Below are 21,014 nucleotides of genomic sequence, written 5' to 3'. Positions count from 1 at the left end.
CCGTGCCGACCGATGAGGGGGCTGCCGAACATGGATGGAAGGCAGCAGGACACACATGGACGAGATGGACGAGATCGTCCAGGAGTTCCTCGTGGAGAGCCACGAGAACCTGGACCAGCTGGACCGCGACCTGGTCGCCCTCGAGCGGGAGCCCGGCTCCCGGGACCTCTTGGCGAGCATCTTCCGCACGATCCACACGATCAAGGGGACCAGCGGGTTCCTGGCGTTCGGGCGGCTCGAGGCGGTCACCCACGTCGGGGAGAACCTGCTCGCGAGGCTGCGCGACGGCAAGATGTCGATGACGCCCACGACGACCGACACGCTGCTGGCGATGGTCGACGTCGTCCGCGAGCTGCTGACCTCCATCGAGGCCACCGGCGGCGAGGGCGAGGTCGACGTCGAGCCGGTCGTCGCGCGGATCTCCGCGGTGCTCGACGGCGGCCAGGCTCCCATGGACGCGGTCGCCGAGCCGGCCCCCGTGCTCGAGCTGGAGCCGCTCGTGGCCGAGCTCCTCGCCGAGCCGCAGACCGGGCCCGAGCCCGAGCCGGCCCGCGAGCCCGAGCCGGCCCCCGAGCCGCTGCCGGTCGTCCGGCAGGCGGCCGAGGACACCGCCGACGCGACGGCTGCCGAGCCGGCGCGCCGGAACGTGGCGGACGCCTCGATCCGCGTCGACGTCGACCTCCTCGACACGCTCATGCGGCTCGTCGGGGAGCTGGTGCTGACCCGGAACCAGATCGTGCGGCAGGCGGGCGCCCAGAGCGCCGACCAGGAGCTGGCCGGTGCCGCGCAGCGGCTGAACCTGATCGCCAGCGAGCTGCAGGAGGGCGTGATGAAGACGCGCATGCAGCCGATCGACCACCTGTGGTCGAAGCTGCCCCGCGTCGTCCGCGACCTGGGCTCCGCGCTCGACAAGTCCGTCGAGCTGGTCATGGAGGGTCGCGAGACCGAGCTGGACCGGTCGCTGCTGGAGTCGGTCAAGGACCCGCTGACCCACCTGGTCCGCAACGCCGTCGACCACGGCCTCGAGAGCGCCGCCGACCGCCTCGCCGCGGGCAAGCCGGCGCAGGGCGTGCTGACCCTGCGGGCCTACCACGAGGGCGGCCAGGTCGTCGTCGAGGTGTGCGACGACGGTGCCGGCATCGACCCGGCCCGGGTGTCGGCCAAGGCCGTCGAGCGGGGCCTGCGCACACCCGCGCAGCTCGAGGCGATGACCCACGCCGACGTGCTGCAGCTGATCTTCACGCCGGGCTTCTCGACCGCCGCGGCGGTCACCAACGTCTCCGGCCGCGGCGTCGGCATGGACGTGGTGAAGACCAACATCGAGGCCATGGGCGGCACCATCGAGGTGGAGTCCGCGCTCGGCCGCGGCACCACCTGCCGGCTCCGCATCCCGCTGACCCTCGCGATCGTCCCCGCCCTCACCGTCGAGTGCGCCGGCGACCGGTACGCCATCCCGCAGGTCAGCCTGCTGGAGCTGGTCGCGCTCGACGCGGACCGGGCCGCCAGCGAGGTCGAGGACGTCAACGGCGCCAGCGTCTACCGCCTGCGGGGCGCGCTGCTGCCGCTCGTGCGGCTCGCCGACGTGCTCGGTGTCGAGTCCGACCGCTCCGACGGCCACGTGCTGATCGCGGTCCTGCAGGCCGAGGGCAAGCGGTTCGGCCTGGTCATCGACCGGGTGCTCAGCACCGAGGAGATCGTCGTCAAGCCGCTCACCTCGCGGATCAAGGAGCTCGGGACGTACTCCGGCGCCACGATCCTCGGCGACGGCCGCGTCGCGCTCATCCTCGACGTGCAGGCGCTGGCCCGGCGGGTGCTGTCCGCCGAGGCGCTGGAGCGCGCGACCGGGCAGGCCACGGCCGTCGAGGCCGTCGCCGCGAGCGACCACCTCCGGATGCTCGTCGTGGGCATCGGGGGCGAGCGCCGGGTCGCGATCCCGCTCTCCTCGGTGACCCGGCTCGAGAGCATCCCGGCCTCCACGGTGGAGCAGGTGGGCAGCCGCGAGGTCGTGCAGTACCGCGGCGCGATCCTCCCGCTGCTCCGGCTCGACCGGCACCTCGGGGCCTTCGGGGGCCAGGAGAACGACGAGCTGACGGTCGTCGTGTACTCCGCCGGCGAGCGCAGCGTGGCGATCGTCGTGGAGGAGATCATCGACATCGTCGACGAGGACGCCCAGGTCCGCAGCGACATCGACGACCACGGCCTCCTCGGGTCGGCCCTGGTGCGCGACCGGATCGTGGAGCTGCTCGACGTGCGCGCCGCGATCCTCGCCGCCGACCCCGGCTTCTACGACCACGCGCCCCTCGAGGCGGCGCCCGAGCTCGCGGAGGCGCTGTGAGCACCCGACTGGTGACCTTCACCCTCGACGACCGCGTGTACGGCGTCGACGTGGACGCCGTGCAGGAAGTGCTGCGCGGGCAGCCGCGGACGCGGATCCCGCTGGCACCGACCAGCGTGGCCGGGCTGATCAACCTGCGCGGCCAGGTGCTCTCGGCGGTCGACCTGCGCGAGCAGCTCGGCCTGGCGGCGTACTCCAGCGACCAGGAGCCGATGCTCGTCGTCATCCGGGTCTCCGGCGAGCCCGTGGCCCTGCTGGTCGACAGCATCGGCTCGGTCGTCGACGTGGAGGCCGACCAGTTCGAGCCGCCGCCGGACACCCTCGCGGGCGTGGCCCGCGACCTCATCCTCGGCGCCTACAAGCTCGAGGACCAGCTGCTGCTCGCCCTCGACGTCGACCGCGCCGTCGCGGCCTGACCCGGACCCCGGAGCCATCATGAAGACCCTCATCACCTGGTCGGTGGGGCGGCGCCTCGCCGCGATCGCCGGCATCGGCGTCACCACCTCCGTCGTCATCACCGGCGTGGCGGTCCACGGCCTGCAGCAGGTCGACCGGCTCAGCCAGGAGCTGGCCGCGCTGGAGGACACCCGCTCGGGCATGCACGCGATCGACACGCGCTCCAGCGAGCTGAAGTACGACGCGCTGAAGTCGCTCACCGCCGAGGACCCCCGCACCGTCGTGACCGACGTCGAGGAGGACGTGGCCACGATGGAGGAGCTGGTGGCGTCCCTGCCGTCGGACAACATCGAGGTCAGCCCGGACGAGGTGGCCGCCTTCGGTGCGGCGCTCGACGGCTACGGCCGCGACATCGCCGCCTTCGTGGCGGGTGCGGTGAAGGACCAGCGCGCGATGCAGGCTCGGGTCGGGGAGATCCAGGAGGCCAACGACAAGGTCGACGACATCGTCGGCGGGGCGGTCGAGGACCTCACCGGCTCGGCGGAGGCCAAGACCGACGAGGTCGACGGCGCGCGCAGCGACATGATGCGCAACATCCTCGTCGTCGCGGTGCTCGGCATGCTCGCCCTCGCTGGGCTGGCGCTCGTCATCGCCCGCTCGATCACCCGGCCGCTGCGCCGCGGGATCGACGTGCTCCAGGCCCTCGCCGGGGGCGACCTGACCCGGCGGGTCGAGGAGACCTCGACCGCCGAGCTCGGCGACCTCGAGCGTGCGCTCAACGCCTCGGTCGGATCGGTCGCCCAGATCGTGACGTCGGTGTCGGAGTCGGCCGAGGCCGTCGCCGGTGCGGCAGAGGAGCTGTCGGCGGGTTCGCAGCAGATCGCTGCGGGTGCGGAGGAGACGTCGGTGCAGGCGGGTGTGGTCTCGGGTGCTGCGGAGGAGGTGTCGCGGAACGTGTCGACGGTGGCGGCTGGTGCTGAGCAGATGGGTGCTTCGATCCGGGAGATCGCGCAGTCGGCGAACGAGGCGGCTCGGGTGGCTTCGCAGGCGGTGGCGTCGGTGGAGCTGACGAACGAGACGGTGGCGAAGCTGGGGACGTCGAGCCAGGAGATCGGGAACGTGGTGAAGGTGATCACCTCGATCGCGGAGCAGACGAACTTGTTGGCGTTGAACGCGACGATCGAGGCGGCTCGTGCTGGTGAGGCGGGCAAGGGTTTCGCGGTGGTGGCCAACGAGGTGAAGGAGCTGGCGCAGGAGACGGCGCGGGCGACCGAGGACATCGCTCGTCGGGTGGAGGCGATCCAGGGTGATACCGGTGGTGCGGTGGAGGCGATCGGTGAGATCGCTTCGATCATCACCTCGATCAATGACTACCAGCTGACGATCGCCTCGGCGGTGGAGGAGCAGACGGCGACGACGAACGAGATGTCGCGCAACGTGGCTGAGGCTGCGACGGGTGGCAACGAGATCGCCTCGAACATCGCGGGTGTGGCGGCTGGTGCGGAGACGACGACGCAGGCGGTCACGCAGGCCCATGCCGCGGTGAGCGAGATCGCCCAGCTCGCCGGCGCGCTCCACCACGAGGTCTCGCGCTTCCGCGTCTCCTGACCTCTCCCTCCCCCCGAACCCGACCGACTCCCCAGGAGCACCCCCATGACCAGCACGCCCTCCAGCACGCCCGCACCCGCCGCCCGCCGCTCGCCGGCACAGCGGTTCGCCGACCTCTCGATCCGGACGAAGGTCCTCACCCCCGCCCTCGTGGGCGTCGCCGCCGCGCTCGTCGTCGGCCTCTTCGGGCTCAACGCCCTCTCCGGGAGCGCGGCCACCAGCCAGCGCATCTACCAGGACAACCTCGCCGCGGTGAAGGTCCTCGGCGAGATCAGCGTGACCCGCAAGAGCATCTCGCTCAGCGTCCGCGACATCCTCCTCGTCGGCCAGGGCCGCGAGCGCCAGGCGACGCTCGACGAGTACGCCGAGCTGCAGGGCACCTTCGACGCGCAGCTGGACGAGTACCTCGCCACCGGGGTCAGCAGCGCCGACCGCGAGCGGGTCGAGCAGATCCGCTCGGGCCTGGCGGAGTACCTCACCGTCGTCGACGAGAAGCTCGGCCCGATCGCGGCGGCGCAGGACCTGACCCGCTGGCTGCGCGTCAACAACAGCGACGCGGCGCCGGTGGCGGAGGGCGTCAGCTCCGCGCTCGGGGCGATCATCGAGTCCGAGGACGCCGCGGCGGCCCGGAGCGCCCAGGACGCGCAGGCGGCCTACGAGAGCGCGCGCACCCTCGCTCTGGTCCTCCTCGGCCTCGCCGTCGTCGTGGTCCTGGTCGTCGGCCTGGCGGTCGCCCGGGGGATCAGCACGAACGTCGCACGCGTCCGCCGGGTCTCCGACGCCCTCGCCGCGGGTGACCTCACCGTCTCGAGCGGGGTCGAGTCCCGCGACGAGGTCGGCCGGATGGGCCAGAGCCTCGACGTCGGCATGGACAACCTGCGCACGCTGATGGCCTCGGTCGGCGAGTCCGCCGACGCGGTCGCGGCCGCCTCCGAGGAGCTGTCGGCGGGTTCGCAGCAGATCGCTGCGGGTGCGGAGGAGACGTCGGTGCAGGCGGGTGTGGTCTCGGGTGCTGCGGAGGAGGTGTCGCGGAACGTGTCGACGGTGGCGGCTGGTGCTGAGCAGATGGGTGCTTCGATCCGGGAGATCGCGCAGTCGGCGAACGAGGCGGCTCGGGTGGCTTCGCAGGCGGTGGCGTCGGTGGAGCTGACGAACGAGACGGTGGCGAAGCTGGGGACGTCGAGCCAGGAGATCGGGAACGTGGTGAAGGTGATCACCTCGATCGCGGAGCAGACGAACTTGTTGGCGTTGAACGCGACGATCGAGGCGGCTCGTGCTGGTGAGGCGGGCAAGGGTTTCGCGGTGGTGGCCAACGAGGTGAAGGAGCTGGCGCAGGAGACGGCGCGGGCGACCGAGGACATCGCTCGTCGGGTGGAGGCGATCCAGGGTGATACCGGTGGTGCGGTGGAGGCGATCGGTGAGATCGCTTCGATCATCACCTCGATCAATGACTACCAGCTGACGATCGCCTCGGCGGTGGAGGAGCAGACGGCGACGACGAACGAGATGTCGCGCAACGTGGCTGAGGCTGCGACGGGTGGCAACGAGATCGCCTCGAACATCGCGGGTGTGGCGGCTGGTGCGGAGACGACGACGCAGGCGGTCACGCAGGCCCATGCCGCGGTGAGCGAGATCGCCCAGCTCGCCGGCACCCTCCGCACCGAGGTCGGACGCTTCACCGTCCGCTGACGCGCGCCCCGGCCGCCCCGGGCCGGCCTGACGACGATCCACCCCCTGCCACAGGAGCAACCACATGACCAGCACGACCCCCGCCCGCCGCTCGCCGGTGCAGCGGTTCGCCGACCTCTCGATCCGCACCAAGATCCTCACCGCCGTCGCGGTCGCCGCCCTGGTGGCCACGGTGGTGGGGGTCAACGGGATCCGCTCGCTCGGGGCGACGACGGACGACGCCCGCCTGCTGTACTCCAAGAACCTGTTGGGCGTCGACACCGCCGCGGACATGCAGATCGCCGTCGGCGACATGCGGCTGCGGGCACGCGACACGGTCATCAAGACCTCCCGCGCCGACAAGCAGGCCGCGCTGGAGGAGCTCGACGCGGCGTACCGGACGTTCCTCGAGGCCGCCGACGCCTACGACGTCACCGGCATCGACGCCGAGGTGCAGCCGGTCTTCGACGACCTCGAGGTGGTCGCGGAGGAGTACATGGAGATCCAGACCACCGACATGGCGGCGCTCGCGCTCGCCGGTCGCACCCGGGCGTGGTCGGCCATGAACGAGCAGCGGGTCAGCCCGCTGACCTCCGAGATGGGCGACGCGGTCGAGACGCTGCTCGAGCACGAGCGGACCACCGGCGCGGAGGCGGTCGCGGCCATCGAGGACTCCTACTCCTCGACGCGGACCACGATGATCCTCGTCCTGCTGGTCGGTCTCGCGCTGGCGCTCGCGCTCGGCTGGGCCGTCGCTCGTGCCGTCGCGCGCAACACCGGCCGCGTCAAGGCGGTCATCGACGCGCTCGCCGAGGGCGACCTGACCCGGCGCGCCGACGTCGCCAGCCGTGACGAGCTCGGCCAGATGGCGACCGGGATGGACGCCGCCACGGCCCGGCTGCGGGAGCTGATGGCCTCCATCAGCGGCTCGGCGGACGCGGTGGCCGCGGCGTCGGAGCAGCTCTCCGCCTCCTCGCAGCAGATCGCTGCGGGTGCGGAGGAGACGTCGGTGCAGGCGGGTGTGGTCTCGGGTGCTGCGGAGGAGGTGTCGCGGAACGTGTCGACGGTGGCGGCTGGTGCTGAGCAGATGGGTGCTTCGATCCGGGAGATCGCGCAGTCGGCGAACGAGGCGGCTCGGGTGGCTTCGCAGGCGGTGGCGTCGGTGGAGCTGACGAACGAGACGGTGGCGAAGCTGGGGACGTCGAGCCAGGAGATCGGGAACGTGGTGAAGGTGATCACCTCGATCGCGGAGCAGACGAACTTGTTGGCGTTGAACGCGACGATCGAGGCGGCTCGTGCTGGTGAGGCGGGCAAGGGTTTCGCGGTGGTGGCCAACGAGGTGAAGGAGCTGGCGCAGGAGACGGCGCGGGCGACCGAGGACATCGCTCGTCGGGTGGAGGCGATCCAGGGTGATACCGGTGGTGCGGTGGAGGCGATCGGTGAGATCGCTTCGATCATCACCTCGATCAATGACTACCAGCTGACGATCGCCTCGGCGGTGGAGGAGCAGACGGCGACGACGAACGAGATGTCGCGCAACGTGGCTGAGGCTGCGACGGGTGGCAACGAGATCGCCTCCAACATCGCCGGAGTGAGCCAGGCCGCCGTGTCGACCACCGAGGCGATGAGCCAGTCGCGCATCGCCGTCGACGAGCTCTCGCGGATGGCCGCCGAGCTGCGCGGGTCGGTGGCCTACTTCAAGGCCTGAGCAGCGGCAGGCCCCGCTCCGGACCGGGGCGGGGGCACGACGACCGGGCCGGCCGGACCATGGGGTCCGGCCGGCCCGGTGCGTTCCTGGAAGGGGCGGCCGTCCGAGGCCCGCGGGTGCGGGTACCGGGTCGCTCGAGACCGTCGGCGTGACGAGGAGGGGTGAGAGGTGCCGTACACCCTGGTGGGCATGTCGGCGCTCGGCTTCGACCTGGTCCGGCTGCCGGGCGGGGCACGCGCCGCAGCGGTCCTGCGCACGGCGCTCGCGTGCACGGACGCCGACCTCGCCGCCCTCGCCGCGCGGCATCCCGGCGACCTGGCGCGAGCCCGGTGGGCGGGGGCCGCGTCGGTCCCGGCCGGACGCACGCGCACGGCCGACGAGCTCGCCCGTGCCGGAGTCGCGCTGCGCAGCCTGGAGACGTCGCTGCTCGGTGACGCGGCCGCGCTCGAGCGGTTCCTGCGCCACGACGCGCTCGAGCGGACGTGGGTGCGCAGCGGCGACCTCGCGGTGCAGGACCCCTCGGCGTCCGGAGCCGCCGACGTGCTCGCCGACGCCGCGCTCGCGTGCTACCTCGAGGAGTCGCTGGCGCCGGAGCAGCGGCGGGGGATGGTGACGGCGCTGCTCCGCTCGGGCGTCGGCGTCCGCGACCACACGGTCCCGGTCGGGCTGCCGGTGGTCGACGACGTCCTCGGCGCGATCGCCGCGAGCGACGACGCCGCGCGGCGCGCCTGGCGCGACATGGTCGACCGGCTCCGGCCCCGGACGGGGCTGTGGGCGCCGGCCATGCACCGCGCCACCTGGGTGCTGGCGGTCACCGAGCGGCTGCGGGTCGCGGCCGACGCCCAGCTCGCCGCCGCGGTCGCCTTCCAGCGCGGCGGCCTGACCGCCCGCGACGCGGCGTACGGCCTCTGGAACGCGGTGTCCGGCACGGTTCAGGCGCTCACCGCCGTCGACCTGCTCGACGAGGCGGACGCCGAGGTGCTGCTCGCCGCCTGGCAGGACGTCCGGCGCGCCACGGGCTAGCGACCTCAGGTCCGGCGCCCGTCGGCCGATGGAGGAGGGGACCCGCGACGGCCGGGCCGGGCGAAGGGGCGGGTGCGACGTGATCAAGGTGCTGGTCGTCGACGACTCGGTGGTGATCCGACGGCTGGTGAGCGGCCTGCTGGCCGCCGACCCGGAGATCGAGGTGGTCGGCACCGCCGTCAACGGACGGGCCGGCGTCGAGAAGGTCGAGGCGCTCCGCCCGGACCTGGTCACCATGGACATCGAGATGCCGGAGGTGGACGGCATCGAGGCGGTGCGCCGCATCCGCGCCACCGGCAACAAGGTGCCGGTCATCATGTTCAGCACCCTCACCGAGCGCGGCGCCGTCGCGACCCTCGACGCGCTGGCCGCGGGCGCCTCCGACTACGTCGCCAAGCCGGCGAACGTCGGCAGCGTCGGCCGGTCGATGGAGCAGGTCCGCGACGCGCTCATCCCGCGGATCAAGTCCCTGGTCCCGCACCACCGCTCCGCCCGCCCCGACGCCGCCGGCCCTCGGCCGGCGCCGGCCAGCGAGGTGCGGCCGGTGGCACTGCGCCCGGCCCGGCCCGCCCCGGCGGGTGGCCACCGCGTCGTCCTCGTCGGCAGCTCGACCGGGGGACCGGAGGCGCTCGGGACGTTGCTCGCCGCGCTGCCGCTCCTCCCGGTGCCCGTCGTGGTCGTCCAGCACATGCCGCCGCTGTTCACCCGCCAGCTCGCCGCGCGGCTGGACCGCAACGTGGCCGCGCGGGTCGTGGAGGCCGAGCACGGCCAGCCGCTGCTCCCCGGCACCGTGACCATCGCACCGGGTGACCACCACCTGCACGTGACCGGTCGTCCCGGCCGGCTGGCGGTCCGGCTCTCCCAGGAGCCGCCCGAGAACTACTGCCGCCCCGCCGTCGACGTCCTCCTCCGCTCCGCGGTGGAGGTGGTCGGGGGCGCGGCCCTCGGGGTCGTCCTCACCGGCATGGGCCAGGACGGCTGCCGCGGCGCACGCGCCCTCGTCGACGCCGGCGGCAGCGTGCTCGCCCAGGACCAGGCCACCTCGGTCGTGTGGGGGATGCCCGGCGCCGTCGCCGGCGCCGGCCTCGCCGAGCTCGTGCTGCCCCTCACCGACATCGCCCCCGAGGTGGTGCGCAGGCTCGCCCCGCAGCGCACCGCCGTCCCCGCTGCAGGAGCCACCCGATGAGCATCAGTCCCCGCACGTTCGGCTTCGTCGCCGACCTGGTCCGGTCCGAGAGCGCGATCGTGCTCGCCGCCGGCAAGGAGTACCTCGTGGAGTCGCGGCTGCTCCCGCTGGCCCGCGCCGGCGGTCACGCGGACGTCGACGCCTACGTCGGCGACCTCGAGCGGCGGCGTACGCCGGCGGCGGTCCGGGCCGTGGTCGAGGCGCTCACCACCAACGAGACGTCGTGGTTCCGCGACTCCGAGCCCTTCACCGCCCTCAAGCAGGTGGTGCTGCCCGAGCTGGCCGCGCGCCGCGCCGGCCGGCCCATCCGGGTCTGGTGCGCCGCCTGCTCGAGCGGGCAGGAGCCGTACAGCGTCTCGATGGTCGTCCAGGACACCCCCGCGGTCGCCCAGCACCGCGTCGAGATCGTCGCCACCGACCTGTCGGAGGAGATGGTGCAGCGCGCGCGGACGGGGGAGTACTCCCAGCTCGAGGTCAACCGCGGCCTCCCGGCGACCACGCTGGTGCGCTACTTCCAGCGCGCCGGCGTCGGGTGGCGGGTGGACCCGCAGGTCGCCGCGCGGGTGAGCTTCCGGACCCTCAACCTGGTCCGGCCGTTCCCGCCGATGGGTGGCTTCGACGTGGTCATGCTGCGCAACGTGCTCATCTACTTCGACCTGGCGACCAAGCGCGACATCCTGCGCCGGGTCAGCCGGGTGCTGGCGCCCGACGGCTACCTGTTCCTCGGCGCGGCCGAGATGACCACGGGCGTCGACGACTCCTGGGAGCGCGTCCCCGCGGGCCGCTCCTCGATCTACCGTCCGAAGCCGGCGACCCGCAGCGGCGTGGCCTGAGCGGCCTGCCTGCGCGGGAGAGGGTCAGCGGCGCTGGCGCAGCTGCTCGGCGAGGGCCGAGACGGTCGCCTCGGCCGGGGAGGCCGCGGCCCGGTTGCTCGACTCGAGCTCGGCGAGCAGCTCGGCGCGGTTGACCGACACCGAGCGGGGCGCGTCGATCCCGATCCGGACGACGTCGCCACGGACGTCGAGGACGGTGACGGTCACGGAGTCGCCGATGACGACGCTCTCGCCGACCCGACGGCTCAGAACCAGCACGGCAGCAGGCTACGCGACGAGCGGCGTGGTGACGGACAGGGCGGTGTCCTCGAGGATCACCTGGCAGGCGCGGCGGGTGCTCGTGTTGAGCACGAGCGGGGCGCGCAGGTTCGCGGTGGTCTCCTGCAGCGAGCCGCCGGGGGTGAGCACGAGGAGGACGACGACGTCCTCGACCGCGGAGATCTCCAGGTCGGCGACCGTGGCGTCGTCCACGACGGGTGCGTAGTCGGGGAAGAACGGGCCGGGGGGCGCCACGAGGAAGCGCAGCTCGGGGTCCTCGAGCGAGCGCAGCGCGCACAGCACGCCGTCCTCGTCGAGCTCGACGAGGGTGAAGCGCCGCTCGTCGGGGAAGCCCGGCAGGGGGTGCACCAGCTCGATCACCGGGATGTCGGACATGTCAGCAGCCTCCCACGGGCTCAGCGGAGGAAGTCGAGCAGGCTGGGCTGGGTCACGCGCGCCGTCGCGCCCAGGGCCGCCTGGTAGGCGACCTCCTGGAGCTTGAGGTCGACGAGTGCCCGGGGCAGGTCGACGTTCTCGACGTCGGAGAGGCGCGTGATCAGGGCCAGCTTGGCGTCGCCGGTGGCGACGACCGCGCGCTCGACCTGGGCCTGGCGCGAGCCGACGACCGCCTGGGTGGCGCCCATCTTGTCGAGGTGGCCGGCGAGCTTGGTCAGGGCGGCGTCCATCTCGGCCTGGTCGCCACCGATGACGGCGGTCGAGGCCGCCTCGAGGGTCGCGAAGAGCGAGTCGTCGCCCGCCCCGAAGACGTCCGGGCCGGCCACGTCGACCCGGACGGTGACGTCGGAGCCGACCTGCCGGGAGATCGCGCCGGCGGTGCCCACCCAGGTCCCGGACGCGTCGTACGCCCCGGTCCCGGTGGTGATGCCGCCGAAGACCGGCCGCTGCAGGTAGCTGGTGTTCGCCTCGGCGAGCAGGCTCTCCCGCAGCTGGTCGATCTCGGTGGCCAGCGCCTGGCGGGCGGCGGGACCGCTCGCGCCGTTCACGCCCTGCTGGACCAGCTCGCGGGCGCGCCGCACCTGGCTCGTCATGCTGCCCAGGGTGGTGTCGATGAGCCCGAGGCGGCCCTCGGCGTCGTCGGCGTTGCGGGCGTGCTGCTCGGCCTGCGCCAGCGAGGAGCGGATGCGCATCGCGCTGGTGGTGTCGGTGGGGGAGTCCGAGGGCCGGTTGAGCACGCGACCGGTGGTGAGCTGCTCCTGGACGGCGGCCAGCCGGCCGAGCCCGGCCTGCATCGAGCGCAGCGAGCTGTTCGCGAGCATGGTCTGGGTGACCCGGAAGGTCGTCATCGGGTGACTCCCGTGCGGTTGATGAGGGTGTCGATCACGGCGTCGACGGTCGAGATGACCCGCGCGGCCGCCTCGTAGGCACGCTGGGCGGCGACCAGGTTGAGCGTCTCCTCGTCGAGGTTGACGCCGGTCAGCTGCTCGCGCGAGCCCTCCACCTGGGCGGTGACCAGGCGCTGGGTGCTCGCCAGGCGGGTGGCCGACTGGACGCTGCTGCCGAAGCCGTTGACCAGGCGCTGGTACGACGACGCGGCGCCCTCCACCTGCGCGCCGACGGCCGTGGCGTTGGAGCCGTCGAAGGTGCCGGCGACCTTGGCGACACCGAGCTGGTCGGGGGAGGTGATCGCGACCCGCAGGCTGCCGGCCGCACCGTCGGGGTCGTAGGCGAAGTAGTCACGACCCGAGACGCCGTCCAGGCCGTAGCCGGTCCGGTGGGCGGTGTTGACCGCCGTGGCCAGCGTGACCGCGACGCCGTCCAGCCCGGCGAGGTGCTGGGGGAGCGTCGTGGTGACCAGCTCGGCGACGGCGCCGAGCCGGCCGCCCCAGGCGGAGGTCGGGACCGTCGTCGTGGTGGTCCCGTCGTCGATCCCGAGGACCAGCGGTGCCCCGCCGCTGCCGCCGCTGACGGTGACGGTGCTCGAGGTGGACCCGGTGACGAGGGCGGTCCCGTTGACCGTCACGTCCATCCCGCCGTCGGGGCGGACCTTCGCCTCGCCGCCGGTCAGCGTGGAGAGCCGGTCCGCGAGCTCGTCGCGCCGGTCGAGCAGGTCGTTGCTGTCGGTGCCGTCGAGCTGGGCGGCGGCGAGGCTGCGGTTGACCTCGGCCAGGCTCGCGGCCGTCGCGTCGATCTCCGCGCCGAGGTCGGTCGCGTGGTGGACCTGGTCCTCGATCTCGGTGGTGACGTTCGCGGCCTGGACGCGCACGGCGTCGGCGAGCGTCGCACCCGCGGAGAGCACCGCGCTCCGCGACGCCTCCCGCTCTGGGTGGTTGCCGAGGTCCGCCCAGGCGGCGGCGAAGTCGTCGAGCGCCGCGGCCACGCCGCTGTCGCCCGGCTCGCCGATGCCGCTCTCGACCCGGTCCAGCACGGCCACCCGGGTGTCGAGGAAGGCCTGCTTGCCGTGCTCGCGGCGCGCGCGCAGGTCCAGGAAGGGGTCGACCATCCGGTCGAGGCTCCCCAGGGCCACCCCGCCGGCGGTGTCGTCGGACCGCGACCACAGCGCGGCCTGCACGGCGGCGCCGGTCGAGACGGCGTCCGCGCGGCGGCGTACGTAGCCGTCGGTGGTGACGTTGGCGATGTTGTTGGCGGCCACGTCCATCGCGATGCGCTGGTAGCGCAGCGCGCTGAGGCCGGTGTTGAACGAGGCGAAGGTGCCGGCCATCTCAGAAGGTCCTGTCCACGAGGGCGGGGGCGTCGACCTGGGTGACGGCACTGCCGTCGGCGCCGTAGCTCAGCGTCGTGCCGCCGATCGCGAGGAGCGTCTCGCGGGCGGAGCGGTGGCCGGCGCTGAGCAGGTCGCGGTTGCTGTCGGCGAGCGCGGTGATCTCGCGCGTCATCGACGTCAGCGCGTCGCGGTGCTCGGCGAGGATGGTGCGCCACGGCTCGGGGCTCGCGTCGACCAGCTGCTGCAGCGTCGGCGCGGGGTCGAGGCCGAGACGCTCGCCGACGCCGTCGGCCTCCGCGGAGCGCAGCACCTCGGCGGTCCGCAGCTGCTCGAGCACGCTCTCGACGTCCTTCGCGGCGCGCATCAGCCAGGTCGTGCGGCCGCTGGCGAGGACCAGCTGCTCCACCTCGAGGTGGTACTGCAGGGTCTCCAGCAGCTCGCGCTCGTGCCACAAGGTGGCGGACAGGTTCTCCATGGCCCCTCACGCCCGACGCGGCTGACCGGCCGGGCCCCACTGGTTCGCTCGGGCCGCGCGCCGACCGTGGCCGGAGGCGGCTTCCCGCTGACGGCCGACCCATCGGCGCGGGGGTGGGGGTCCTGAGCGGTTCGGCAAAGAGATTGCCGCTTCCGCACGACTCTCGGTCGACACCGCATAGCCCGTTCGGACTAGTACCGGGTGGTACGCACCCCCCGTCTCGGTCATTTCGGGGGGACACGGACGGAAGTGCCAGCGGGCGAGCCCTGGGTATGACGGAATCCTCCACGTGACCCCCCCGATCACGCCCCCCACCCTTGTCCACGAGCCCCTCGGCCCCGTCGACGCGCACACCCCCGCGCTCACGACCGCCGAGGCGGACCAGCGTGCCGTCGACCACGTGCCGCTGGTGGCCCACGTCGTCCGCGAGACCCTGTCGCGCGTCCCGTCGCACGTGAACGGCGACGACCTGCGCTCCGCCGGCCTGGCCGCGCTGGTCCAGGCGGCGCGGTCCTACGACCCCGCCCGCGGCGTGCCGTTCGGCAGCTACGCCACCTCGCGCATCCGCGGCGCGATCCTCGACGAGCTGCGCTCGGTCGACTGGGCGTCGCGCTCGGTGCGGCGCCGCAGCCGCGAGATCGAGGAGGCGCGGACGCGGCTGGCCGCGACGATGGGCCGGCTGCCCGACAACGCCGCCGTGGCCGAGGCGCTCGGGCTCGAGGTGGCCGAGGTCCAGCGCTCCGACGACGACGTCGCCCGGGCGAGCGTGCTGTCGCTCAACGCGGGGCCGGACGGTTCCGACGGGTCCGTGGCGGACTCCCTCAGCTCGACCGAGCCGGGCCCCGAGGCCGCGCTCCTCGTCGCCGAGCGGCTCCAGTACCTCCAGGAGGCGATCGTCGAGCTGCCCGAGCGGCTGCGCGCGGTGGTCACCGGCTACTTCATCGACGAGCGGCCGATGGCCGAGCTCGCCGCCGAGCTCGGGGTCACGGAGTCGCGCATCTCCCAGATCCGCGCCGAGGCCCTCGTGCTCCTGCGCGACGCCCTCAACGCGGCCCTCGACCCCGACCGGCTGCAGCCGCACGCGAAGCCGAACGGCTGCGTCGCCCGCCGCCGCGACGCGTACGTCGCCGCCGTCGCCGAGCGGCACGCCGCCGCGCGCTCCGTGCGCGCCACCCTGCCGGTCTTCGACACCACCGCCTGACCGCTCGCTGCTCCTCGCCGCACGCCGCGGCCGGCCCTCGTGCCGGTCGCGGCGTCGTCGTTCGTGCCGCGGCGGTCCACCAAGGGATGCAGGGACGTCGCCGCCTCCCCGGGTGAGCTCCACGAGGGGAGCGACCGTTCGTCGACATCCCTTGATGAAGCGTCTCCGGCCGTCCGGTTCCGCTCAGGTCGCCCGCGGCCGTGCCGATCGGAGCGTCGGTCCGGCCGGGGCTCGCACTCCGTGGGGAGCCCCGCCGAACTTCTTTCACCGAATCGCTCATCCGGCACCGCCGGGTGCCGATCAATCGTCCGACGGAGCCCACGGACGGGCTCCAGCAGGTCGACTCACCCAGGAAGGAACCACCATGAGTCTCCGCATCAACCAGAACATCGACGCCATGAACTCGTACCGAAACCTCTCGGTCACGCAGGGCCAGATGTCGAAGTCCCTCGAGAAGCTGTCCTCCGGCTTCCGCATCAACCGCGCCGCCGACGACGCCGCCGGCCTCGCCATCTCCGAGGGCCTGCGCTCGCAGATCGGTGGCCTGAAGGTCGCCGTCCGCAACACCCAGGACGGCATCAGCGTCGTGCAGACCGCTGAGGGCGCGCTCACCGAGACGCACTCGATCCTGCAGCGCATGCGCGACCTGTCGGTCCAGGCGTCGAACGACAGCAACGACACCAACTCCCGCGCCGCCATCCAGTCGGAGAACGACGCCCTGGCCAAGGAGCTGGACCGGATCGCGACGTCCACGACGTTCAACAACGTCTCGCTCCTGGACGGCAACTACACCAACAAGAACTTCCAGGTCGGCTACGGCACCGGTGCCACCGATTCCATCGCGGTCAGCATCACCTCCACCGGCACCGGCGGCGCGAAGTCCAGCTGGGGCAACGGCGCCGCGGAGGCGACCGCCGCGGCGGCCACCTTCACGCACGGCGGCGTGGTCACGACCACCGCTGCCCTCACCGCGTCGACGGACGCCAACGCCATCGCGACCGAGCTGAACAACGACGCGGCGTTCAAGACCAACTACACCGCGTCGGTGGACGACAAGGGCGGCCTCGTCGTCTCCTCGAAGGACGGCCTGGCCGGCGCCATCACCGTCGGTGGAGGCCTGAACGCGGCCACGACGAACGCCGCGCCGGGTGCGAACGCCGGCTTCGGCTCGACCGACCTCGGTGTCGGCGCCCTGGTCCTCAACAACGCGACCAACGCCAAGGCCTCGACGGACAAGCTGGACGCCGCCATCAAGTCGGTGTCCTCCGCCCGCGCGAACCTGGGTGCGCTGCAGAACCGGTTCGAGCACACCATCAACAACCTCAACGTGACGCAGGAGAACCTCTCGGCCTCCGAGAGCCGGATCCGCGACACCGACATGGCCAGCGAGATGATGAGCTTCACCCGCTCGCAGATCCTGTCGCAGGCCGGCACCGCGATGCTCGCCCAGGCCAACCAGGCTCCGCAGGGCGTGCTCTCGCTGCTCCGCTGATCCCGTCCCTGGTCACGGCGGCACCGCCGCCGTGACCGGGGTCCTTCAGCTCGCACCCCGGCGGGGTGGTCACCCACCGCCCCGCCGGGGCGCGCACCACCCCAGGCGCCACGATCCACGGAGGACAGGCAGATGGCCAGCGTCAGCGGGCTGGGCGGGTTCGACTCCGCCAGCCTGGTCGACCAGCTCATGCAGCTGGAGAAGGTGCCGCAGCAGCGGGTGCAGACCCGCTTGTCCGGCGAGCAGCTGCAGCTCAACGCGCTGCAGACCCTCAACTCGAAGATCGCCTCGCTCGTCACCAAGGCCGAGGCCGCCGCCGACCCCGCCAAGTGGGGCGGCCGCTCCGCGACGTCGACCGACCCCAAGGTCGCCGTGACCGCCGGGGCCAGCGCCTCGCCCGGGTCGCTGAGCATCAAGGTCGAGAGGACGGCGCTGAGCCACCAGCTCGGCTTCGCGTCCACGGCAGCCCGCGCGGACGTCGTCGTCGCCGGCGGCACGCAGGTCCGGCTCGACCGGCTCGACGGCACCACGAAGACGATCGACACCAAGGACGGGACCCTCCAGGGGCTCGCCGACGCGCTCAACGACCCGGCGAACGAGACCGGTGTCCGGGCGAGCCTGGTCAGCACCACCGGCGGCTACCGGCTGCTGGTCGAGTCGACCACCACCGGCAAGGCGTCGGACTTCGCGCTCACCGGCGCCGCCGGCTCCGCCCTGCTCGGGGGCGCGACCGCGCGCGCCGGGCAGGACGCCGAGCTCAGCCTCGGCGCCGGGATCACGACCACGTCGGCGACCAACACGTTCACCGACCTGCTGCCTGGCGTGACGGTGACCGTCGCTGCCGGCTCGGCGGGCACCACCAGCGAGGTCACGGTCTCCCGCGACGAGGCCGGTGCCACCAAGCTGGTCAAGGACCTCGTCGACGGCCTCAACTCCGTGCTCACCGAGATGACCGGCCTGACGACGTACGGCACGGGCACGGCCGGCACCGGCAGGGGGATGCTCGCCGGCGACTCCACCGTCCGGTCGGTCCAGTCCCAGCTGCGGGGGACGGTCTTCGGCAGCGGCGACGAGTCGCTCGCGAAGCTCGGGATCCAGATCGACCGCAACGGCGCGTTCACGTTCAACGAGGCCGACTTCAAGAAGGCCTACACCGCCGACCCGGCCGGCACGGCCGCGTCGATCAGCAGCGGGTTCGCCAGCCGCGTGGAGAAGACGGCCGACGCGGCCAGCAACAAGGACACCGGTCTCCTGACCGCCGCGATCACCGGGCGCAAGGCCGGCATCGAGCGGCTCACCGACAGCGTCGAGGCGTGGGACCGGCGGCTGGAGCTGCGGCGCACCGCGCTCACCCGCCAGTTCACCGCGCTCGAGACCGCCCTCAGCACGATGAGCAGCCAGTCCTCGTGGCTCTCCAGCCAGATCTCCGCCCTCGGCTCGTCCTCGAGCAGCTGACCCCGGTCCCGAAGGAAGGCACCCCATGCCCAACGCACGCGACACCTACCTCGGCGCCTCCGTGTCCACCGCGGACCCCGCCCGGCTCCTCGTCATGCTGCTCGACCGCCTGGTCCTCGACGTGACCCGCGGTCTCGAGGCCCAGCGCCGCGGGGTGCACGACGAGGCGAGCACCCAGCTGCTGCACGCCCAGGACATCGTTCTCGAGCTGCGTACCAGCCTGCGCCTCGACGTCTGGGACGGCGCGGCGGGCCTGGCCGCGATCTACGACTACCTGCACCGCCGGCTGATCTCGGCGAACACCAGCCGCGACACCGCCGTCACCGAGGAGTGCCTGGTCCTTGCCACCGACCTCGCCGCGACCTGGCGCGAGGCGGCCATGCAGTCGGCGCACCCCGCGCCGGCCGTGGCCGCGGCCGGATGACCGCGGGGCCGGTCGACCGCGGGGGCATGCCCCTCAGCCGCGACGTCGACCGGGAGGCGTGGGAGGTCGCGCTCGACCGGTTGGAGCTCGACCTCGTCCGGGTGGAGCGCTCGCTGGGCGTGGGCGACCGCGTCGCCGAGGCCGACCCGTGGGAGGTGCCGGAGAAGTACGGCCCGCTCCCGCCCGACCTCCGCCAGCGCGCCGAGGAGCTCGTCGTCCGCCAGCAGTCGGTGATCGACACCCTCCGCTGCCGGATGGCAGCGACGCTGCGCCAGCGCGCCGTGATCGAGAGCGTCGGCCGGACGTCCGGCCCGACCGAGCCGCGCGCCGTCTACATCGACCTGACCGCCTGACCTGACTGCCTGACCTGCCCCCGCCGAGCACCTGGAGCACCGCATGCAAGCGCTGATCATCGACGACTCCCGTGCGATGCGGTCGATCCTGCGCCGGATCGTCACCGGTCTCGGCTGGACGACGGCGGAGGCCGGGGACGGCCAGGAGGCGCTCGACCTGCTCGAGGGCGGCCTGGTCCCCGACCTGTGCCTCATCGACTGGAACATGCCGGTCATGGACGGCTACACGTTCGTCCAGCGGGTCCGAGCCGAGCAGCGCTGGCGCGACGTCACGCTGATGATGGTCACGACCGAGAGCGAGCACGGCCAGATCGTGCGCGCCCTGGCCGCCGGCGCCCACGAGTACGTCATCAAGCCGTTCACCGCGGAGGCCATCGTCGAGAAGCTCGGCCTCCTCGGTCTGCTGGACCAGGAGGTCCCCGCATGAGCACCCTCGCTCCGTCCGCCCTCGACCTCGAGGCCCTCGTCACCGACATGTGGGCCTCCTTCGTGGGGTCCCCCGAGCTGCTGCTTCCCGCGGGACCGCCCGCCGACGACGTGGCGCTGTGGTCGGCGACCGTGACCGTCACGGGGGAGTGGCGCGGCATGGTCAGCGTCGACCTGGCCGAGGCGGCGGTCCTCGGCGTCACCCGCGGGATGCTCGGCTTCGGCGAGGACGAGGAGCCCGACGCGGCGTCGTGCACCGACGCGGTCGGCGAGCTGGTCAACGTCGTCGGCGGCAACGTCAAGAGCCTCATGCCCGGACCCAGCTCGCTCTCGCTCCCGGTCGTCTCGCGAGGCGCGGTGGAGCTGCCGTCGGAGATGACCGAGGCCAGCGTCCTGCACCTCGACTGGTGCGGCGCACCCGTCCGCGTCCGGGTCCTCACCGCTCACTCGTCCTGACCCACCCGCTCGACCACCCGCACGATCACCACCGCTCGACCACCACTGCTGGGAGCCGAACCCATGAAGATCCTCGTCGCCGACGACAGCCGCGTGATGCGCCAGATCGTGATCCGCACCCTGCGCCAGGCCGGCCACGGCGGCCACGACATCGTCGAGGCGGAGAACGGCCGGCAGGCCGTCGAGCTGGTGCAGACCGAGGCGCCCGACCTGGTGCTCTCGGACTGGAACATGCCCGAGATGAACGGCATCGACGCGCTGCTCACGCTGCGCGGCGCCGGCAACGCCGTGCCGTTCGGCTTCGTGACCTCCGAGGGCTCCGACGAGATGCGCGCGCGGGCCGAGCAGGCCGGCGCGGCGTTCCTCATCGCCAAGCCGTTCACCCCCGAGGCCTTCGACGAGGCGCTCACCGGCGTCGGGCTGGTCGCGTCGTGACCGTCGGGGCGGTCGAGACCCACCTGCCCGGGCCCAAGGAGGTGCGCGACCTGCTCAGCGGGCTGCTGGGTCGCGAGGTCGAGCTGCGCACCGCCCCGCCCCTGGTGGTCAGCCGCAAGCGCCCGGCCAGCGTCGGGGTGTACGTCGACGCCCGGCTCGTCGTCCGCGCCGTGATCGTCTGCGACCTGCCGCTGTCGGCGTACGCCGCGGCCGCGATCGCCCTGCTCCCGCTCCCCACCACCGAGGCCTCGCTCGAGGCCGGCGGCCTGGACGAGACCCTCGCGGAGAACCTCCACGAGGTGCTCAACGTGGCGGCGTCGATGTTCAACGTGCCGGACGCCCCGCACCTCAAGCTGCACGCGCTGCACCCGGCGGGCCTGCCGCTCCCCGGCGACGTGCACGGCCGCACCCTCACCCTCGGGCGCCGCGAGGACCTCGCGGTCGACGTGCCCGGCTACGGCAGCGGCCGGCTCTCCGTCGTCCTGACCTGACCTGCTCGCGCGACGGCTCCGGCGGAGCGCCTGTGGACGACCGGGGCCGGGACGTTTCAGCGGCCAGCCGATGAACCTGGCGCCGGGACGATGAAGCTTCAGCGGCCG

At 73.0% G+C, this 21,014-nt stretch carries 22 protein-coding genes; 17 read left to right on the top strand and 5 right to left on the bottom strand.

Annotated features, from left to right (window positions below; all coding sequences use genetic code 11):
- Positions 1-55: 55 nt before the first annotated feature.
- The 8 genes from OSR43_RS16560 (at position 56) to OSR43_RS16525 (ending at position 10,757) form a co-directional block, all read left to right on the top strand.
- Complete coding sequence (locus OSR43_RS16560; RefSeq protein ID WP_302267797.1) at positions 56-2,335, top strand: chemotaxis protein CheA; 2,280 nt, start codon at positions 56-58, stop codon at positions 2,333-2,335.
- Entirely contained in the window at positions 2,332-2,751 is a 420-nt protein-coding gene (locus OSR43_RS16555) for a chemotaxis protein CheW (protein WP_302267796.1), read from the top strand. Before OSR43_RS16560 ends, OSR43_RS16555 begins: the two co-directional genes overlap by 4 nt.
- A gap of 19 nt (positions 2,752-2,770) precedes the next feature.
- Positions 2,771-4,339: a methyl-accepting chemotaxis protein gene (locus OSR43_RS16550; protein ID WP_302267795.1), complete on the top strand. Its 1,569-nt coding sequence runs from the start codon at positions 2,771-2,773 to the stop codon at positions 4,337-4,339.
- Positions 4,340-4,384: 45 nt separating this feature from the next.
- Positions 4,385-6,028 carry a methyl-accepting chemotaxis protein gene (locus OSR43_RS16545; protein WP_302267794.1) on the top strand — a complete coding sequence of 548 codons (1,644 nt, stop codon included), beginning with the start codon at positions 4,385-4,387 and terminating at the stop codon, positions 6,026-6,028.
- A 64-nt stretch (positions 6,029-6,092) separates the two neighbouring features.
- Positions 6,093-7,715 carry a methyl-accepting chemotaxis protein gene (locus OSR43_RS16540; protein ID WP_302267793.1) on the top strand — a complete coding sequence of 541 codons (1,623 nt, stop codon included), beginning with the start codon at positions 6,093-6,095 and terminating at the stop codon, positions 7,713-7,715.
- Positions 7,716-7,883: 168 nt separating this feature from the next.
- A complete protein-coding gene (locus OSR43_RS16535) occupies positions 7,884-8,738 on the top strand; it encodes a hypothetical protein (protein WP_302267792.1) in 855 nt (284 codons plus the stop codon).
- A gap of 28 nt (positions 8,739-8,766) precedes the next feature.
- Entirely contained in the window at positions 8,767-9,924 is a 1,158-nt protein-coding gene (locus tag OSR43_RS16530; protein WP_302267790.1) for a chemotaxis response regulator protein-glutamate methylesterase, read from the top strand.
- Entirely contained in the window at positions 9,921-10,757 is an 837-nt protein-coding gene (locus OSR43_RS16525) for a protein-glutamate O-methyltransferase CheR (RefSeq protein ID WP_302267789.1), read from the top strand. Before OSR43_RS16530 ends, OSR43_RS16525 begins: the two co-directional genes overlap by 4 nt.
- Positions 10,758-10,781: 24 nt before the next feature.
- Here OSR43_RS16525 and csrA read toward each other — a convergent pair whose 3' ends face one another.
- The 5 genes from csrA to OSR43_RS16500 are packed head-to-tail and all read right to left on the bottom strand — an operon-like array spanning position 10,782 to position 14,173.
- Positions 10,782-11,015, bottom strand: coding sequence for a carbon storage regulator CsrA (gene csrA / locus OSR43_RS16520; protein WP_302267788.1), 234 nt, complete (start codon positions 11,013-11,015; stop codon positions 10,782-10,784).
- 9 nt (positions 11,016-11,024) lie between these two features.
- Positions 11,025-11,411, bottom strand: coding sequence for a flagellar assembly protein FliW (fliW, locus tag OSR43_RS16515; protein ID WP_302267787.1), 387 nt, complete (start codon positions 11,409-11,411; stop codon positions 11,025-11,027).
- Between the two features lie 20 nt (positions 11,412-11,431).
- Positions 11,432-12,319, bottom strand: coding sequence for a flagellar hook-associated protein FlgL (gene flgL, locus OSR43_RS16510; protein WP_302267786.1), 888 nt, complete (start codon positions 12,317-12,319; stop codon positions 11,432-11,434).
- Positions 12,316-13,695, bottom strand: coding sequence for a flagellar hook-associated protein FlgK (flgK, locus tag OSR43_RS16505; protein ID WP_302267785.1), 1,380 nt, complete (start codon positions 13,693-13,695; stop codon positions 12,316-12,318). The genes flgL and flgK overlap by 4 nt, the downstream gene beginning before the upstream one ends.
- 1 nt (position 13,696) lies before the next feature.
- Positions 13,697-14,173, bottom strand: a complete 477-nt coding sequence (locus OSR43_RS16500) for a flagellar protein FlgN (RefSeq protein ID WP_302267784.1) — start codon at positions 14,171-14,173, stop codon at positions 13,697-13,699.
- Positions 14,174-14,462: 289 nt separating this feature from the next.
- Between OSR43_RS16500 and OSR43_RS16495 the strand changes: the two genes are divergently transcribed.
- The 9 genes from OSR43_RS16495 (at position 14,463) to OSR43_RS16455 (ending at position 20,906) form a co-directional block, all read left to right on the top strand.
- A complete protein-coding gene (locus tag OSR43_RS16495; RefSeq protein ID WP_302267783.1) occupies positions 14,463-15,374 on the top strand; it encodes a sigma-70 family RNA polymerase sigma factor in 912 nt (303 codons plus the stop codon).
- Between the two features lie 364 nt (positions 15,375-15,738).
- Positions 15,739-16,866: a flagellin gene (locus OSR43_RS16490; RefSeq protein ID WP_302267782.1), complete on the top strand. Its 1,128-nt coding sequence runs from the start codon at positions 15,739-15,741 to the stop codon at positions 16,864-16,866.
- 132 nt (positions 16,867-16,998) lie between these two features.
- Positions 16,999-18,321 carry a flagellar filament capping protein FliD gene (gene fliD / locus OSR43_RS16485; RefSeq protein ID WP_302267781.1) on the top strand — a complete coding sequence of 441 codons (1,323 nt, stop codon included), beginning with the start codon at positions 16,999-17,001 and terminating at the stop codon, positions 18,319-18,321.
- 25 nt (positions 18,322-18,346) lie between these two features.
- Entirely contained in the window at positions 18,347-18,745 is a 399-nt protein-coding gene (fliS, locus tag OSR43_RS16480) for a flagellar export chaperone FliS (protein WP_302267780.1), read from the top strand.
- 26 nt (positions 18,746-18,771) lie between these two features.
- A complete protein-coding gene (locus OSR43_RS16475) occupies positions 18,772-19,098 on the top strand; it encodes a hypothetical protein (protein WP_302267779.1) in 327 nt (108 codons plus the stop codon).
- Positions 19,099-19,141: 43 nt separating this feature from the next.
- Positions 19,142-19,525: a response regulator gene (locus OSR43_RS16470; RefSeq protein WP_302267778.1), complete on the top strand. Its 384-nt coding sequence runs from the start codon at positions 19,142-19,144 to the stop codon at positions 19,523-19,525.
- Entirely contained in the window at positions 19,522-19,980 is a 459-nt protein-coding gene (locus OSR43_RS16465; protein WP_302267777.1) for a chemotaxis protein CheX, read from the top strand. Before OSR43_RS16470 ends, OSR43_RS16465 begins: the two co-directional genes overlap by 4 nt.
- A 63-nt stretch (positions 19,981-20,043) precedes the next feature.
- On the top strand, positions 20,044-20,415 hold the full coding sequence (locus OSR43_RS16460; protein WP_302267776.1) for a response regulator: 372 nt from the start codon (positions 20,044-20,046) through the stop codon (positions 20,413-20,415).
- Positions 20,412-20,906, top strand: coding sequence for a hypothetical protein (locus OSR43_RS16455; RefSeq protein ID WP_302267775.1), 495 nt, complete (start codon positions 20,412-20,414; stop codon positions 20,904-20,906). Before OSR43_RS16460 ends, OSR43_RS16455 begins: the two co-directional genes overlap by 4 nt.
- Positions 20,907-21,014: the final 108 nt, after the last annotated feature.

This window comes from Nocardioides sp. Arc9.136 (genome assembly GCF_030506255.1).
GTDB lineage: Bacteria > Actinomycetota > Actinomycetes > Propionibacteriales > Nocardioidaceae > Nocardioides.
This window is presented reverse-complemented; position numbering and strand designations above follow the sequence as displayed.

Excerpts from the sequence above, each read along its gene's own strand:
- OSR43_RS16540 (WP_302267793.1), top strand. The coding sequence starts at position 6,093 with ATGACCAGCACGACCCCCGCCCGCCGCTCGCCGGTGCAGCGGTTCGCC.
- OSR43_RS16490 (WP_302267782.1), top strand. The coding sequence starts at position 15,739 with ATGAGTCTCCGCATCAACCAGAACATCGACGCCATGAACTCGTACCGA.
- OSR43_RS16500 (WP_302267784.1), bottom strand. The coding sequence starts at position 14,173 with ATGGAGAACCTGTCCGCCACCTTGTGGCACGAGCGCGAGCTGCTGGAG.
- OSR43_RS16530 (WP_302267790.1), top strand. The coding sequence starts at position 8,767 with ATGGAGGAGGGGACCCGCGACGGCCGGGCCGGGCGAAGGGGCGGGTGC.
- OSR43_RS16550 (WP_302267795.1), top strand. The coding sequence starts at position 2,771 with ATGAAGACCCTCATCACCTGGTCGGTGGGGCGGCGCCTCGCCGCGATC.
- flgK (WP_302267785.1), bottom strand. The coding sequence starts at position 13,695 with ATGGCCGGCACCTTCGCCTCGTTCAACACCGGCCTCAGCGCGCTGCGC.
- fliD (WP_302267781.1), top strand. The coding sequence starts at position 16,999 with ATGGCCAGCGTCAGCGGGCTGGGCGGGTTCGACTCCGCCAGCCTGGTC.
- OSR43_RS16475 (WP_302267779.1), top strand. The coding sequence starts at position 18,772 with ATGCCCCTCAGCCGCGACGTCGACCGGGAGGCGTGGGAGGTCGCGCTC.
- OSR43_RS16525 (WP_302267789.1), top strand. The coding sequence starts at position 9,921 with ATGAGCATCAGTCCCCGCACGTTCGGCTTCGTCGCCGACCTGGTCCGG.
- OSR43_RS16560 (WP_302267797.1), top strand. The coding sequence starts at position 56 with ATGGACGAGATGGACGAGATCGTCCAGGAGTTCCTCGTGGAGAGCCAC.
- fliW (WP_302267787.1), bottom strand. The coding sequence starts at position 11,411 with ATGTCCGACATCCCGGTGATCGAGCTGGTGCACCCCCTGCCGGGCTTC.
- flgL (WP_302267786.1), bottom strand. The coding sequence starts at position 12,319 with ATGACGACCTTCCGGGTCACCCAGACCATGCTCGCGAACAGCTCGCTG.
- OSR43_RS16465 (WP_302267777.1), top strand. The coding sequence starts at position 19,522 with ATGAGCACCCTCGCTCCGTCCGCCCTCGACCTCGAGGCCCTCGTCACC.
- OSR43_RS16545 (WP_302267794.1), top strand. The coding sequence starts at position 4,385 with ATGACCAGCACGCCCTCCAGCACGCCCGCACCCGCCGCCCGCCGCTCG.
- OSR43_RS16460 (WP_302267776.1), top strand. The coding sequence starts at position 20,044 with ATGAAGATCCTCGTCGCCGACGACAGCCGCGTGATGCGCCAGATCGTG.
- OSR43_RS16470 (WP_302267778.1), top strand. The coding sequence starts at position 19,142 with ATGCAAGCGCTGATCATCGACGACTCCCGTGCGATGCGGTCGATCCTG.
- fliS (WP_302267780.1), top strand. The coding sequence starts at position 18,347 with ATGCCCAACGCACGCGACACCTACCTCGGCGCCTCCGTGTCCACCGCG.